16 protein-coding genes and 1 tRNA gene are annotated in these 13,674 nt (G+C 31.0%); 10 read left to right on the top strand and 7 right to left on the bottom strand.

Annotated elements, in window-relative coordinates; translation table 11 throughout:
* Positions 1 to 62: 62 nt before the first annotated feature.
* Positions 63 to 692, top strand: coding sequence for a nuclease-related domain-containing protein (locus ACIQZ1_RS08590; protein ID WP_396160559.1), 630 nt, complete (start codon positions 63 to 65; stop codon positions 690 to 692).
* Positions 693 to 906: 214 nt separating this feature from the next.
* Here the strand turns inward: ACIQZ1_RS08590 and murA are convergent, their stop codons facing one another.
* The 3 genes from murA to ACIQZ1_RS08575 are packed head-to-tail and all read right to left on the bottom strand — an operon-like array spanning position 907 to position 3,335.
* The gene (gene murA, locus ACIQZ1_RS08585) at positions 907 to 2,217 is read right to left on the bottom strand and encodes a UDP-N-acetylglucosamine 1-carboxyvinyltransferase (RefSeq protein WP_396160558.1); all 1,311 of its coding nucleotides are present in this window, start codon (positions 2,215 to 2,217) and stop codon (positions 907 to 909) included.
* Positions 2,218 to 3,048: a DUF4290 domain-containing protein gene (locus ACIQZ1_RS08580; protein ID WP_396160557.1), complete on the bottom strand. Its 831-nt coding sequence runs from the start codon at positions 3,046 to 3,048 to the stop codon at positions 2,218 to 2,220.
* 2 nt (positions 3,049 to 3,050) lie between these two features.
* Complete coding sequence (locus ACIQZ1_RS08575) at positions 3,051 to 3,335, bottom strand: DUF493 family protein (protein ID WP_396160556.1); 285 nt, start codon at positions 3,333 to 3,335, stop codon at positions 3,051 to 3,053.
* Positions 3,336 to 3,451: 116 nt separating this feature from the next.
* On the opposite strand from ACIQZ1_RS08575, the gene ACIQZ1_RS08570 reads away from it, so the two are divergent.
* The 5 genes from ACIQZ1_RS08570 to ACIQZ1_RS08550 all read left to right on the top strand — a co-directional run bounded on the left by ACIQZ1_RS08570 (position 3,452) and on the right by ACIQZ1_RS08550 (position 8,073).
* On the top strand, positions 3,452 to 3,988 hold the full coding sequence (locus ACIQZ1_RS08570) for an AAA family ATPase (protein WP_396160555.1): 537 nt from the start codon (positions 3,452 to 3,454) through the stop codon (positions 3,986 to 3,988).
* Positions 3,989 to 3,997: 9 nt separating this feature from the next.
* A complete protein-coding gene (locus tag ACIQZ1_RS08565) occupies positions 3,998 to 5,881 on the top strand; it encodes an ATP-dependent DNA helicase RecQ (protein ID WP_396160554.1) in 1,884 nt (627 codons plus the stop codon).
* A 96-nt stretch (positions 5,882 to 5,977) separates the two neighbouring features.
* A complete protein-coding gene (gene fmt / locus ACIQZ1_RS08560) occupies positions 5,978 to 6,925 on the top strand; it encodes a methionyl-tRNA formyltransferase (RefSeq protein WP_396160553.1) in 948 nt (315 codons plus the stop codon).
* Positions 6,926 to 7,085: 160 nt separating this feature from the next.
* Positions 7,086 to 7,361 (top strand): HU family DNA-binding protein, encoded by a 276-nt coding sequence (locus tag ACIQZ1_RS08555; RefSeq protein ID WP_353151324.1) that lies wholly within the window; start codon positions 7,086 to 7,088, stop codon positions 7,359 to 7,361.
* A 151-nt stretch (positions 7,362 to 7,512) separates the two neighbouring features.
* Positions 7,513 to 8,073 (top strand): YqgE/AlgH family protein, encoded by a 561-nt coding sequence (locus ACIQZ1_RS08550; protein WP_396160552.1) that lies wholly within the window; start codon positions 7,513 to 7,515, stop codon positions 8,071 to 8,073.
* Here the strand turns inward: ACIQZ1_RS08550 and ACIQZ1_RS08545 are convergent.
* Both ACIQZ1_RS08545 and ACIQZ1_RS08540 read right to left on the bottom strand, forming a co-directional pair.
* Positions 8,066 to 8,899: an aminotransferase class IV gene (locus ACIQZ1_RS08545; protein ID WP_396160551.1), complete on the bottom strand. Its 834-nt coding sequence runs from the start codon at positions 8,897 to 8,899 to the stop codon at positions 8,066 to 8,068. The genes ACIQZ1_RS08550 and ACIQZ1_RS08545 overlap by 8 nt on opposite strands.
* 52 nt (positions 8,900 to 8,951) lie before the next feature.
* Positions 8,952 to 9,344 carry an START-like domain-containing protein gene (locus ACIQZ1_RS08540; RefSeq protein WP_396160550.1) on the bottom strand — a complete coding sequence of 131 codons (393 nt, stop codon included), beginning with the start codon at positions 9,342 to 9,344 and terminating at the stop codon, positions 8,952 to 8,954.
* A gap of 169 nt (positions 9,345 to 9,513) precedes the next feature.
* On the opposite strand from ACIQZ1_RS08540, the gene ACIQZ1_RS08535 reads away from it, so the two are divergent.
* Positions 9,514 to 9,587 (top strand) — tRNA-Met (locus ACIQZ1_RS08535).
* A gap of 182 nt (positions 9,588 to 9,769) precedes the next feature.
* Entirely contained in the window at positions 9,770 to 10,960 is a 1,191-nt protein-coding gene (locus ACIQZ1_RS08530) for a pyridoxal phosphate-dependent aminotransferase (protein ID WP_396160549.1), read from the top strand.
* Positions 10,961 to 11,007: 47 nt separating this feature from the next.
* Here the strand turns inward: ACIQZ1_RS08530 and ACIQZ1_RS08525 are convergent, their stop codons facing one another.
* Positions 11,008 to 11,307, bottom strand: a complete 300-nt coding sequence (locus ACIQZ1_RS08525; RefSeq protein ID WP_396160548.1) for a hypothetical protein — start codon at positions 11,305 to 11,307, stop codon at positions 11,008 to 11,010.
* Positions 11,308 to 11,454: 147 nt separating this feature from the next.
* Positions 11,455 to 12,093: a peptide-methionine (S)-S-oxide reductase MsrA gene (msrA, locus tag ACIQZ1_RS08520; RefSeq protein WP_396160547.1), complete on the bottom strand. Its 639-nt coding sequence runs from the start codon at positions 12,091 to 12,093 to the stop codon at positions 11,455 to 11,457.
* A gap of 122 nt (positions 12,094 to 12,215) precedes the next feature.
* On the opposite strand from msrA, the gene ACIQZ1_RS08515 reads away from it, so the two are divergent.
* Together ACIQZ1_RS08515 and ACIQZ1_RS08510 are read left to right on the top strand one after the other, a co-directional pair.
* Entirely contained in the window at positions 12,216 to 12,884 is a 669-nt protein-coding gene (locus tag ACIQZ1_RS08515; RefSeq protein ID WP_396160546.1) for an ABC transporter ATP-binding protein, read from the top strand.
* 1 nt (position 12,885) lies between these two features.
* Complete coding sequence (locus ACIQZ1_RS08510; protein WP_396160545.1) at positions 12,886 to 13,650, top strand: TIGR02757 family protein; 765 nt, start codon at positions 12,886 to 12,888, stop codon at positions 13,648 to 13,650.
* Positions 13,651 to 13,674 lie beyond the last annotated feature (24 nt).

Raw genomic sequence — 13,674 nt, 5'->3', positions numbered from 1 at the left:
TTATTTTAGTTTTTTTTATTAAAAAAAACATAAAGTTATAGAAATTTAGTAAAAATAGATTCATAAACAAAAATTTAATTGATGGAAAATTTAAATCTAAAAGAGGTACAAGTTCTGAAAGAGCTTTAGTTTCGAAACTTTCACAATATGGAATTCCATCCCAAACAATTTTTCAAGATTTATACTTAAAAAAAAGAAATGATAAGTACTCACAAATAGATTTGGTTGTCGCAACAAAAGTTGGGATTTTGGTATTTGAAGTAAAAGAATTTAGTGGTTGGATTTTTGGATCTGGATATAAAACGAATTGGGCTCAATTATTAAACTACGGGAGAAATAGATTCTATTTTTATAATCCGATTTTACAAAATGCAAAACATATTGATGATTTAAAAAAACAACTTAAACAATTCGAAAATATTCCTTTTTATTCAATTATTGTTTTTTATGGAGATTGCGAACTTAAAGAAATTAATTTTGTTCCAGATAATACTTTTGTTGTGAAATCAAGGAGAGTATTAGAGGTTGTAGAAAAAATACTTTCTGAAAGTACACCTGCAGAATATACTAATAAAAGAGAAATAGTAGATTTATTTGAGCAAGCTGTAAAAAATGGAGAAGATTTTCAAATCATAGAACAACATATAAAAAATATTAATGAGATGCTTGGGAAAGAAAGAGTTTACAATTAAAAACTATTTTGTCAAAATATCATATTCTCAATCCTTTCACATAATTAAATATATAATTTATCATAGTTTTCTTCGGTATTCCTTCGGTAGTTGTTCGGTAAATCGGCTGTAAAGTCCCGTTTTATCGTAGCGTTACCGAACAAACTCCGAACAAAACCCGAACAAAACCCCTAAAAAACAATAAAAAAAGCGACATCTTTGTCGCTTTTTAAATTTATACTCTTACGATATTCGCGCCAAGCGCTCTTAATCGTTCATCTATTCTTTCGTAACCTCTATCAATTTGTTCGATATTTTGGATGGTACTGGTTCCTTTTGCAGAAAGTGCTGCAATTAATAACGAAATACCCGCTCTAATATCTGGTGAACTCATCACAGTAGCTTTCAATTGTGATTCGAAATTATGACCCATTACCACCGCTCTGTGTGGATCGCACAACATAATTTTGGCACCCATATCAATTAATTTGTCCACAAAGAACAAACGGCTTTCAAACATTTTTTGGTGAATTAAAACGTCTCCTTTTGCTTGTGTAGCTACTACTAAAATAATACTTAGTAAATCAGGCGTAAATCCTGGCCAAGGGGCGTCAGAAACCGTTAAAATAGACCCATCAATATCCGTTTTAATTTCATACCCATCTTTGTGAGCAGGAATATAAATATCGTCTCCTTTTTGTTCTAACGTAATGCCAAGTTTTCTAAATACGTTCGGAATTTGTCCTAAGTTTTCCCAGCTTACGTCTTTAATCGTAATCTCACTTCTTGTCATAGCCGCTAAACCAATCCAAGAACCAATTTCAATCATATCTGGTAAAATTCTGTGTTCACAACCACCTAGAGATTCTACACCTTCAATAGTTAATAAATTAGAACCAATACCTGTAATCTTCGCTCCCATGGAGTTTAACATTTTACATAACTGTTGCAAATACGGTTCGCACGCGGCATTGTAAATTGTTGTAATTCCTTCAGCCAAAACCGCTGCCATTACAATATTAGCCGTTCCTGTAACAGATGCTTCGTCTAATAACATATACGCACCTTTTAATCGGCCTTCGTTTTCTACACCATAAAAATGGTCTTCTCTGTTGTATCTAAATTTAGCACCTAAATTTATAAATCCTTCAAAATGAGTGTCTAAACGACGTCTTCCAATTTTGTCACCACCTGGTTTTGGTATAAATCCTTTTCCAAAACGAGCTAATAACGGCCCTACAATCATAATAGATCCACGTAAACTTCCACCTTCTTTTTTGAAAGCTTCCGTTTCTAAATACCCAACATTTACATCGTCCGCTTGAAACGTATAATCACCAGGTCCGTTTTTCTGAATTTTAACACCTAAGTTACCTAATAAAGTAATTAGTTTGTTTACATCAATAATATCAGGAATGTTAGTTACTCTAACTTTTTCTGAGGTTAACAAAACAGGACATAAAACCTGTAATGCTTCGTTTTTTGCACCTTGTGGTTGCACATTTCCTTTTAAGGGCTTTCCGCCTTCAATTTTGAATGTTCCCATTTATACTATATTATTAGGATTATTTTTTGGTTTAAAATTTTTACCGCCTTTATAATTTGGATTATTTAAATTGGCTTTTGTATTATCTGGCGAATTCGGTTTTGCATTAGATGCATTCTGATTTCTATTGTTATTTTGTTGCGGTCTGTTTTGATTTGCTGGTAGACGGTTTTGATTTCTGTTGTTTGTAGCCGTCTCATTCTTAGTAAAAAACTGAGTCTTATTCGACTGTTTTTTATTGACCTTCATTAAATTTTGCGATGTAGAAAGTTCTTCTTTCATTGCCGTTAAGTTTAATTCACCATTAGATAATTCTAATAAATGATTAAAAATAACTTCATCCGTAACCGTATCTTTATTCCAGCTTAAAAAGCATTTTTTCATATGATTGGCAATCACAATAATTAATGCGTTTTTTAATTCGCCTTCCTCCCATTTACGAGCCACATCAATCATATATTTGATGTTGTTGCCATAAAATCTGTATTTTGGAAAATTTTGTGGATATGTTAAACGTTCTGGTTTCAATTGCACTACTTCTCTTGTAGGAATAGGAAATGGTGAATCGATATCTAATTTAAAATCAGACATAATAAACAATTGATCCCAAAGTTTGTGCTGAAAATCTGGCACATCACGTAAATGTGGATTCAAATTTCCCAATACCGAAATTACATAACGTGCGCCTTTGTTACGCTTTTCTCTATCTTCAATAGCTGTAATTTGGTTAATTAATTTTTGCACATATCTTCCGTATTCAGGAATAATTAAATGTTCCCGTTGCGAATTATATTCTAAATAATTAATTGATTCTTCGTTGTTGTATGCCATATTTATAATGAAATAATTCCTTCTATTGTTGCTAATTCTTGGTATTTTTCAATTACTGCATCTGCGTTTTGCATGGTAACATTAATTGAAATACTGGTGTATTTTCCTGTTTTAGAAGCGTGTGTTTTTATTACTGCGCCCATATTATTAAAGGCGTTTTCAACTGTGTTTACATTTGTAGCATTGGTTGGTACAATAAATTTGTATAAATACACAGACGGCCAAGTAGTTGATTCTTCTAATTCCGATTTAAGTCTAATATAAAAATCTTCGGTTTCTTTATTCATATTAATTTAATAATAAAGAACAAATATACGTTTATAATGTTTGATTTGAAAATTTAAATAATTAAGATTTTCAAAATAAAAAAAATGATAGTACATTTGATTTTTAAAGCCGTAAAATGAATAAGAAAATTATACTCCTAATTGGTGGTCCTAGTTCTGGAAAAACAACCTTAATTAATCACCTAGAAGCTGAAGGACACATTTGTTATCCTGAAATTTCTAGAGAAGTAATTTTAAAAGCCCGAGAAGAAGGTGTTGACTATTTGTTTTTGGAAAATCCGATGTTGTTTAGCGAACGCCTTTTAGAAGGAAGAATTAAACAATTCGAAAAGGCAACAACAGAAGAAAAAACTGTTTTTATTGATAGAGGTATCCCTGATGTAGTGGCGTATATGGATTTTATTGGCGACACTTATCCTGAAGCATTTATTGCCGCTTGCGAAACTTATAAATACGACAAAGTTTTTTTGTTACCGCCTTGGGAAGAAATTTACACCAGCGATGCCGAACGATACGAAAGCTATGAGGAAGCTACCAAAATTCATAATTATTTGGTAGACACGTATACAAAATATGGCTATGATTTACACGAAGTGCCAAAAACATCTGTAGAAGAACGATTTCAATTTATCATCAATCATTTAAAATCCTAATTCAATCTAATGAATCAACCGTTAGATGTATTAAAAGCGCACTGGAAACATACTGCTTTTAGACCCACTCAGGAAGAAATTATCACTACTGTATTGCTCGGTAAAGATACGTATGCCTTGTTACCAACAGGTGGTGGAAAATCTATTTGTTTTCAAATCCCTGCCCTACTAAAGCCTGGAATTTGTTTAGTTATTTCGCCGCTTGTAGCTTTGATGAAAGATCAGGTTGAAAATTTAAAAAACAAAAATATAAAAGCTATTGCTTTAACGGGTGGTATTTCTTTTGAAGAAACCAATAATTTATTAGACAATTGTGTATTTGGCGATTATAAATTTCTATATCTATCACCAGAACGGTTACAACAAGATTGGGTTTTAGAACGAATTAAAAATTTAAATATAAATTTAGTTGCGATTGACGAAGCACATTGTATTAGTCAATGGGGACACGATTTTAGACCTGCTTATTTAAAAATTTCAGCATTAAAAGACTATTTCTCGGTGCCGTTTATTGCGTTAACCGCTACAGCTACCCCAAGAGTTCAAGAGGATATTTGTACGCTTTTACAATTAAAAAATCCAGTTGTTTTTAAGAATTCTTTTTCGCGAGAGAATTTAGGATATCATATTATAAAAACAGAAGATAAACTTGGAAAATTGAAACAAATTTTCTTAAAAAATCCTGAGCCTTCAATCGTATATGTAAAAAACAGAAAATCGTGTATAGAAATCAGCAAAATACTTACCGATTTTGGTTTTACAGCAACCTATTATCACGGTGGATTATCAGGCAAAGAAAAGGATAAAAACATGCAACTTTGGTTGGATGAAAAAGCCAAAATAATAGTCGCCACAAACGCCTTTGGAATGGGAATTGACAAACCAAATGTAAAAACGGTAGTGCATTTACAAATTCCTGATAATATTGAAAATTACTATCAAGAAGCTGGTAGAGCGGGAAGAAATGGTGAGAAATCCTACGCCTTATTACTTACTCAAGACGTACAATCGGAGAATATATTACAACTGTTTGCTGGCAATTTACCCAATAAAGAATTTCTGCATTTGGTGTATAAAAACCTAAACAATCAGTTTCAAATAGCCTATGGCGAAGGGTTTCAAGAAGTTTTTTATCTTAACTTAAACTTGTTTTGTGCAAAATTTAATTTACCTGTTACTAAAACGTATGCTTGTTTGCAATTTTTAGACAGACAAGGCATCATAACATTAAATAATTTAATTAGCAACAAAGCCAATTTGCAATTTATTATTGAAAGTCGAGAAGTCCTTAGATATTGCAGTTTAAATACGAAAGAGGCAGAAATTATAGAAACCATTTTACGAAATTACACTGGTATTTTCGAACAAGTTACGAGTATAAATACCGCACTTATTGCTTCCAAATCTGGAAAAACAGAAGAACAAGTAATTACCGTTTTAAATAAACTACAAGCACAAGAAATAATAGAATTGAAACTTCAAAGCAATGATATTTCTATTCTATATAACGAACCACGTGAAGACAGTTATACCATTAATCGTGTGGTTAAACTTCTAGAAAATCAAAATCAGATTAAAATAGAGCAGCACAAACAAATGCTTCATTTTGTGACAGATACTACTACTTGTAAATCGTTTTTAATTTCCAAGTATTTTGGAGAAGAGAATCCTAAAGACTGTGGCATTTGTTCGTATTGTACTTCTAAAGATAAAGCAAAACCTAAATCTGTATCAGAAAGTATTAAAAGTGTATTAGAAAAAGCACCTCTATCGTCAAATGAAATTGAAAATGTACTCACTTTATCGACAGAAGAAATTATCTTTGCCCTTCAAAACTTATTAGAAAATGATATTATTTATTTAAACGCTTCGAATAAGTATCAAATTAAGTAAAAATAATTAGACAAAAAATGAACGTTTGTCGACAACTTTGAGAATTGACTTTTTAAATTTGCGAATCTGCGGTAAAAAGTAAAAAAAATACAATAAATGGATAAATTAAAAATCATATTTATGGGAACGCCCGACTTTGCAGTTGGCATTCTTGATACACTATATAAAAGTGAGTTTGAAATTGCAGCAGTAATTACAGCGCCAGACAAACCTGCAGGTCGTGGACAGAAAGTTTCAGTTAGTGCCGTAAAAACTTATGCATTAGAAAAAAACATTCCGATTTTACAACCTACTAATTTAAAAAGCGAAGATTTCTTAGAAGAATTAGCCAGCTATGCTGCCAATCTACAAATCGTAGTAGCGTTTAGAATGCTACCTGAAGTGGTTTGGAAAATGCCAAAATACGGCACATTTAATCTGCACGCTTCTTTGTTACCTAATTATAGAGGTGCGGCTCCTATAAATTGGGCTATTATTAATGGTGAAACAGAAACCGGTGTAACCACTTTTTTTATTGACGATAAAATTGATACGGGGGCAATGATTTTAAATCATAAAATTAATATCGATAAAAATGAAAACGTGGGTCAGTTACACGACAAATTAATGCATTTAGGATGTGATACTGTAATAGAGACGTTACATTTAATACAAAATGGAAAAGTAGAGACAACCATTCAAAACGAAAATACCGAATTAAAAACGGCCTATAAATTAAATAAAGACAATTGTAAAATAGATTGGACAAAACCTGGAAATGAAATTTACAATCAAATTAGAGGTTTGTGTCCTTATCCTGCCGCTTGGACATATATTAAAGATGGAGAAAATGAGTGGAATGTTAAAATATATGACACTACATTTATAGAAGAAACACATACCTATAGTATAGGTCAAATTATTTCTGGAAAAAAGGAAATGAAAATTGCAGTAGCTAATGGTTTCATACAAATTGGAAGTTTGCAATTTCCAGGTAAAAAGAAAATGCAAATTCACGAGCTATTAAATGGTACTTCAATAAGTGCGGATGCCCATGTTAAGTGAGTTTAAGCGCTAATAATAGGACAAAATACCCCACGTTATTAACATTTGTTATAATTTATTAACATTTTAAGCAAAAATAGCTGTAAATGCTTGCGTAGTTTAATGATACATTTAAATTTGTATAACAAAATTATGTATAATCATTTTAAAACTATCAATTATGAACAAATCAGAATTAATCGATGCAATGGCAGCAGCAGCTGGAATTACTAAAGCAGCAGCTAAATTAGCTTTAGAATCATTTTTAGGAAGTGTAGAAGGTACATTACAAAAAGGTGGAAGAGTTTCTTTAGTAGGTTTCGGATCTTGGTCAATCTCTAAAAGAGCGGCTAGAGATGGAAGAAATCCTCAAACTGGAAAAACTATCAAAATTGCTGCTAAAAATGTAGTAAAATTCAAAGCAGGTGCTGACTTAGATGGTTCAGTAAACAAATAATAAATACTTTTTATTTATTTGAAAAACCTCTTAGTTTCTAAGAGGTTTTTTTTATTTCAAAAATTTATATTCATTTAGTAATGTAATATTAAACTGGATAATTTGTTCAATTAAATTATTTTTCTTAATTTCAATTAAAATTAAATGGCTTATGACTTCATTGTTACCTAAAAAAGGTTGTTTACTAATTGCAGAACCAACCATATTAAATGATATGTCTTTCAATAGATCTGTAATTTTACTAACAGAACATTCTAATGATGGTAGTGTGGGCTTTATACTGAATAAGCCGCTCTCCTATTCCATAAATGATTTGATTCCAGAAATTGATGCCAATTTTATGATTTACAATGGCGGACCTGTAGAGCAAGACAATTTATATTTTTTGCATAACGTACCTGAACTTATTCCAGATAGTATTGAAATCGCTTATGGTTTATATTGGGGTGGTAATTTTGAAACTACAAAAGAACTAATTAATGCTGGAAAATTATCTAAAGAAAATATTCGTTTTTTCTTGGGATATAGCGGATGGGAAACCAATCAGTTAGCCGAAGAATTAGATGACAATTCTTGGATAATTCTTGAAAACGATTTGCAAAACAAAATCATAAGTAAAAACAGCCAAAATTTCTGGAAAGAAAAACTAAATGAAATTGGTGGCGAATATATTTACTTTTCTAATTCGCCAGAAAATCCTACGCTTAATTAATTGTTGCGTTTAATACATTTGTTATTTCTTTAGCCACTTCTGAAGTAAATTCTTTTTTTCGGTATTTTGTAATAGGTTGAATTCCTGTAATTACATTTGAAATAAATAATTCATCTGCTTTTTGCAAATCAAAAGGTGAAATACTTTTTTCAATCATTTCAATAGTATCCATTTTGTTTACAATAGCAATAATTTGTTTTCGCATAATACCATTTAAACATCCATCTGAAGTGGGAGGCGTAATTATTTGATTGCCCATTTTCATAAAAATACTACCATTTGTAGCTTCTACAACATTTTTATCTTCATTAATTAATAGGCAATTTTCAAATCCGTTTTCTTTTGCAAAGATACTCGCCACCACATTAATCATTTTATTATTGGTTTTTAGAGTAGCCAATAAATGTTTGGAAATATGAAAATCTTTAAACAATTCCACTTCATAAGTAGTTGAAGAAAAAACGTAACTATCAGATGCCAATTCAGAACAAGTAATGATAAATTGCACATCGTTTGATGTAGGATTATAAAATCCTTCAGCATTTCTAAAAACAGAAAAACGAATTCTATTACTAACTTTATTTGTCTGTAATGCAATTAGTTTTAAAATTTCTTCTTCCATAAATTCCATTGTGAAATTCATTGGAATTTCCATTCTACAAATTCGCATCGAAGCCATTAAACGCAAATAATGCTCTTCTAAAAACAATATTTTAGTTCCGTTTACTTTAATGGTTTCAAAAATGGCATCCCCAAAAAGGAATCCTCTATTATTTTCGGTTTCGAAATTACTGGTGTTCTGTATGTTTCCGTTACAATTAATCATAAAAAAAAGTCCCGCCTTTTATAGCGGGAACAAATATACTTATTTATTAAAATTAAACCGAACCAATTACGTGTTTTAAATCGGAAACCAAACTTTCCCACAATAATTTATTTTCAGGTAATTCATCTTCTTCAGAAAAGTCAACAACAATTAAAGATACATCATTTGTAATTTCATCTACTTGAATTTTCAATTCAAAATAGTACTCTGTATCTTTTCCATCTTCATCTAACCATTTGAATTTTACCTTCTCACCTGTTTTTTTAGAAACCAATTTGGCATTTTCTTCCGAGTCATCCCAAATAAAAGTATAGTATTCACCACGCGAATTTACATTATCAGAAAACCATTCCGATAAACCAGATGGCGTGATGATATATTGATATAATAATTGCGGTGACGAGTGTATTGGAAACTCTAGTTCGTACTTAACTTTTGGCTTCATAATTGTATTTTAAATTTTTAGCAAAATATAAAAAAATATGATACCACAACTATTATTTACATTATTTTTTGTAACAAATTTTAAATTATAAAATTTCGATTTATTTTTTGGAAAGAAAGTAATTATTTATATATTTGCACCCGCATTGAGAAATGCAAAAATATTTAATGGCGAGATAGCTCAGTTGGTTAGAGCGCAGGATTCATAACCCTGAGGTCACGGGTTCAACTCCCGTTTTCGCTACGATAAAACCCTAACTTCTTAATAATTAGATGTTAGGGTTTTTTAATTACTTCTTTTAAAATAATAACGATGCTTCATTCATCTGATTTCCAAGAAACATATATTTTAGTTGTTATTTTTTCTCAAATTTTTGTTATTGAATCCTATTTTTTTTGCACTTTTGCATAGCAAAAATTATAGCTATGCCAAAAATTTCAAACAAAGGGATTCAAATGCCTGAATCGCCAATCAGAAAATTAGTACCTTACGCAGAAGGAGCCAAAAAAAGAGGGACAAAAGTGTACCATTTAAACATTGGTCAGCCCGATATTAAAACGCCAGAAGTGGCCTTACAAGCTGTAAAAAACTTCGATATAAAAGTATTAGAATACAGTCATAGTGCTGGATTTGAAAGCTATAGAACCAAACTTTCAGCTTATTATAAAAATCAAGGTTTACCCGTAGATACAAAAGATATTATCATTACCACAGGTGGCTCTGAAGCACTTATGTTTGCATTAGGTTCTACTTTAGACAATGGTGATGAAGTAATTATCCCTGAGCCATTTTATGCTAATTATAACGGTTTTGCAACAGCAAGTGGTGTAAAAGTGGTTCCTGTTATTTCAGGAATTGAAGCTGGTTTCGCGTTGCCTCCAATGGAAGCATTTGAAAAATTAATTACGCCAAAAACAAAAGCTATAATGATTTGTAATCCTGGAAATCCAACAGGATATTTATATTCTGAAGCGGAAATTAACAAATTGGCTGAAATTGTAAAAAAACACGATTTGTTTTTAATTGCAGATGAAGTATACAGAGAATTTACTTACGATGGATTAAAACATTATTCGGTATTAAACGTTCCTGGTTTAGAGCAACACGCGATTATGATTGATTCCGTTTCGAAAAGATTTAGTATGTGTGGGGCAAGAATTGGTTGTGTCGTTTCAAAAAATACTGAATTTATGGGAACTGCAATGAAATTCGCACAAGCACGTTTGAGTCCACCTACCTATGCACAAGTAGCTAGTGAAGCTGCATTAGATACTCCACAAAGTTATTTTGATGAAGTAATTACTGAATATGTTGACAGAAGAAATACGTTAGTGGAAGAAATGGAAAAAATTGAAGGCGTTACTATTGCTAAACCAAAAGGTGCTTTTTACTGTATTGCTAAATTACCTGTAAAAAATGCAGATAACTTTGCACAATGGCTTTTGGAAGAATATGATTTTAATGGTGAAACCGTTATGGTAGCTCCTGCAGCAGGCTTCTACTCTACTCCAGGTGTTGGATTAGATGAAATAAGAATGGCTTATGTTTTGAAAAAAGAAGATTTAATTAAATCGGCTCAAATTTTAAAAGAAGCATTAAAGGTTTATAAAGATTAAGTTTCTATTTATAGAAAATTAAAAATCCCGCAAGTTGCGGGATTTTTTTATGCTTCTTTTCTAATTATATACGTAAAAAACCAAGTAATTGTAAACGTTGGAATGATATCCGTAAACGGAATCAATTCCTCGACAGTTCCAAACAAACCTGCAATTTTTCCGACACTTCCTTTATACATAATCACTAAAAGCAATCCTGAAATTGGTGCCCAAATAATATCCAAAGATTCTGCAAAAACAGGAACAATATAAGATAACATTCCTATGCCATCAAAAATAAGACTTAATATCAGTTTTGTTTTTTTATCGCTTTTATTTACGATGCCTGTTTGTGGTTCTTGATTCATATTTATATTTTATAAAATACTAAGTTACGAATTAAATACCAATATTAAAATTGTATTGAAACACAGATTTTACATATTTATAAAATTTCTAAAATATGTGTTGAAAATAAAGACAAACGCAAATTCTATTTTCTATTTTCTAAAACACTACTTTAATTTACTCTTATAATATTTTCTTAATTTATCTAATTTCGGTGCGATAACATACTGGCAATAGCCTTGCTCTTTGTTTTGATTGTAATAATTTTGATGATAGTCTTCCGCCAAATAAAAAACACCCGCTTCTTCTATTTGTGTTACAATTGGATTTGCGTATAATTTTTCTTTTTCAATGAATTGAATATATTTCTCCGCTTTTTCTTTTTGCTCTTTGGAATGATAAAAAATGGCACTTCTATATTGTGTGCCCACATCGGCACCTTGTTTATTTAAAGTAGTAGGATCGTGTGTAGCAAAAAATATTTCTAATAAATCTTCATATGCTACTTCTTTCGGATTAAATGTAATTTGAATGCCTTCGGCGTGTCCTGTAGTTTCGTTACACACTTCGCGATAAGCAGGATTTTTTACAAAACCACCTGTAAAACCAGAAACAATTTTTTCTACTCCTTTTACTTCTAAAAAAACGGCTTCTGTACACCAAAAGCAGCCTCCGGCAAACGTTGCCACTTGTACACTATCATTCATAATTTCTTTTTTAACCTCCGTTTTTATATCTGTTAGTTGTGTTTTATTTCCACACGAAAAAAAACTCAAAACAGTACTAATTAATACAATATAGTTCATCTTTTTTTATCAAATTTAGACAATAATACTTAATGATGAACCAATTTAACGTTACTTTTAGATTTGTACAGCAAAGATTTTAATATTCACAATTTCTTTGTTTCTTTGTACAAATTAAAGTGATGATAAAAGCTAACAATATAAATAAATATTATGGCGATTTACAGGTTTTAAAAAACGTAAGTCTTCAAATAAATAAAGGTGAAATTGTTTCTATAGTTGGTCCTTCAGGAGCTGGAAAAACTACCTTGCTTCAAATTTTAGGTACTTTAGATATTTTAGATAAAAAAGAAAACAAAGCAAGTTCGTTAGAAATTAATGGCACTTCCATTATTAATTTAAAAGATGCGGATTTATCTAAATTTAGAAATTTAAATTTGGGATTTATTTTTCAATTTCATCAACTATTACCTGAATTTACAGCATTAGAAAACGTTTGTATTCCAGCTTTTATTGCAAATAAATCGAAAAAAGAAGTAGAAACAGAAGCCATAAAACTTTTAGATTATTTGGGATTATCTCATCGTATTCATCACAAACCAACCGAACTTTCTGGTGGAGAACAACAGCGTGTGGCAGTAGCAAGAGCTTTAATTAATAAGCCCGCTGTAATTTTTGCAGATGAACCTTCAGGTAATTTAGATCATATTTCGGCAGAAAATTTGCATCAACTATTTTTTAAATTGCGTGACGAGTTTGGTCAAACATTCGTAATTGTTACCCATAATGAAGATTTGGCAAATATGGCCGATAGAAAATTAGTAATGGTTGACGGCATGTTACAAAGCTAAGATGACTACTGAAGAATTAAAAAGTTTTTTAGACGAAAAAGTACTCTTGTACAACAATAAAAATTTTATTGAATCGGATCCTGTACAAATTCCGCATTTGTATGCTCAAAAAGAAGATATTGAAATTTCTGGATTTTTAGCCGCAACAATTGCTTGGGGAAATAGAAAAATGATAATTTCGAATTCGCATAAACTTATGCAAATTATGGGAAATTCGCCTTATGATTTTGTAATGAATCATAAAGAAATTCATTTAGAAAAATTATCCAACTTTGTGCATCGTACCTTTAATGCTACTGATGCTGTTACTTTTATAAAAGCGTTACAACATATTTACAAGAACAATACCGATTTAGAAAGTGTATTTTCTAAACATATTGAAAATAATTCGACTCAAAAAAGCATATCCGAATTTAAGAAAACCTTTTTTGAAATTCCACACTTGCTTCGGACACAAAAACACATTTCAGATCCATTAAATGGTTCTGCTGCCAAAAGAATTAATATGTTTTTACGTTGGATGGTACGAAATGATGCCAATGGTGTAGATTTAGGAATTTGGAAAACCATTCCTACAGCTACTTTATCTTGTCCGTTAGATGTACATTCAGGTAATGTGGCAAGGAAATTACTTCTATTGACCCGAAAACAAAATGATGCAAAAGCCTTACACGAATTAGATACTAATTTAAGACGTTTAGACGCTAATGACCCAGTAAAATATGATTTTGCCTTGTTTGGGTTAGGCGTTTTTGAAGGGTTTTAATAATCGTGGAGAATACCGGATTCG

The sequence above is a fragment of the Flavobacterium sp. genome, from assembly GCF_044341185.1.
Lineage (GTDB): Bacteria > Bacteroidota > Bacteroidia > Flavobacteriales > Flavobacteriaceae > Flavobacterium.
The sequence above is the reverse complement of the archived record's forward strand: the minus strand, read 5'-3'. Positions and strand labels throughout refer to the sequence as shown.

Bases quoted from the DNA above. Each gene is read 5' to 3' on its own strand.
- ACIQZ1_RS08515 (WP_396160546.1), top strand. From the start codon at position 12,216: ATGATAAAAGCTAACAATATAAATAAATATTATGGCGATTTACAGGTT.
- ACIQZ1_RS08555 (WP_353151324.1), top strand. From the start codon at position 7,086: ATGAACAAATCAGAATTAATCGATGCAATGGCAGCAGCAGCTGGAATT.
- ACIQZ1_RS08550 (WP_396160552.1), top strand. From the start codon at position 7,513: ATGACTTCATTGTTACCTAAAAAAGGTTGTTTACTAATTGCAGAACCA.
- murA (WP_396160558.1), bottom strand. From the start codon at position 2,217: ATGGGAACATTCAAAATTGAAGGCGGAAAGCCCTTAAAAGGAAATGTG.
- ACIQZ1_RS08575 (WP_396160556.1), bottom strand. From the start codon at position 3,335: ATGAATAAAGAAACCGAAGATTTTTATATTAGACTTAAATCGGAATTA.
- ACIQZ1_RS08510 (WP_396160545.1), top strand. From the start codon at position 12,886: ATGACTACTGAAGAATTAAAAAGTTTTTTAGACGAAAAAGTACTCTTG.
- ACIQZ1_RS08530 (WP_396160549.1), top strand. From the start codon at position 9,770: ATGCCAAAAATTTCAAACAAAGGGATTCAAATGCCTGAATCGCCAATC.
- ACIQZ1_RS08545 (WP_396160551.1), bottom strand. From the start codon at position 8,899: ATGATTAATTGTAACGGAAACATACAGAACACCAGTAATTTCGAAACC.
- fmt (WP_396160553.1), top strand. From the start codon at position 5,978: ATGGATAAATTAAAAATCATATTTATGGGAACGCCCGACTTTGCAGTT.
- ACIQZ1_RS08570 (WP_396160555.1), top strand. From the start codon at position 3,452: ATGAATAAGAAAATTATACTCCTAATTGGTGGTCCTAGTTCTGGAAAA.
- msrA (WP_396160547.1), bottom strand. From the start codon at position 12,093: ATGAACTATATTGTATTAATTAGTACTGTTTTGAGTTTTTTTTCGTGT.
- ACIQZ1_RS08565 (WP_396160554.1), top strand. From the start codon at position 3,998: ATGAATCAACCGTTAGATGTATTAAAAGCGCACTGGAAACATACTGCT.
- ACIQZ1_RS08580 (WP_396160557.1), bottom strand. From the start codon at position 3,048: ATGGCATACAACAACGAAGAATCAATTAATTATTTAGAATATAATTCG.
- ACIQZ1_RS08525 (WP_396160548.1), bottom strand. From the start codon at position 11,307: ATGAATCAAGAACCACAAACAGGCATCGTAAATAAAAGCGATAAAAAA.
- ACIQZ1_RS08540 (WP_396160550.1), bottom strand. From the start codon at position 9,344: ATGAAGCCAAAAGTTAAGTACGAACTAGAGTTTCCAATACACTCGTCA.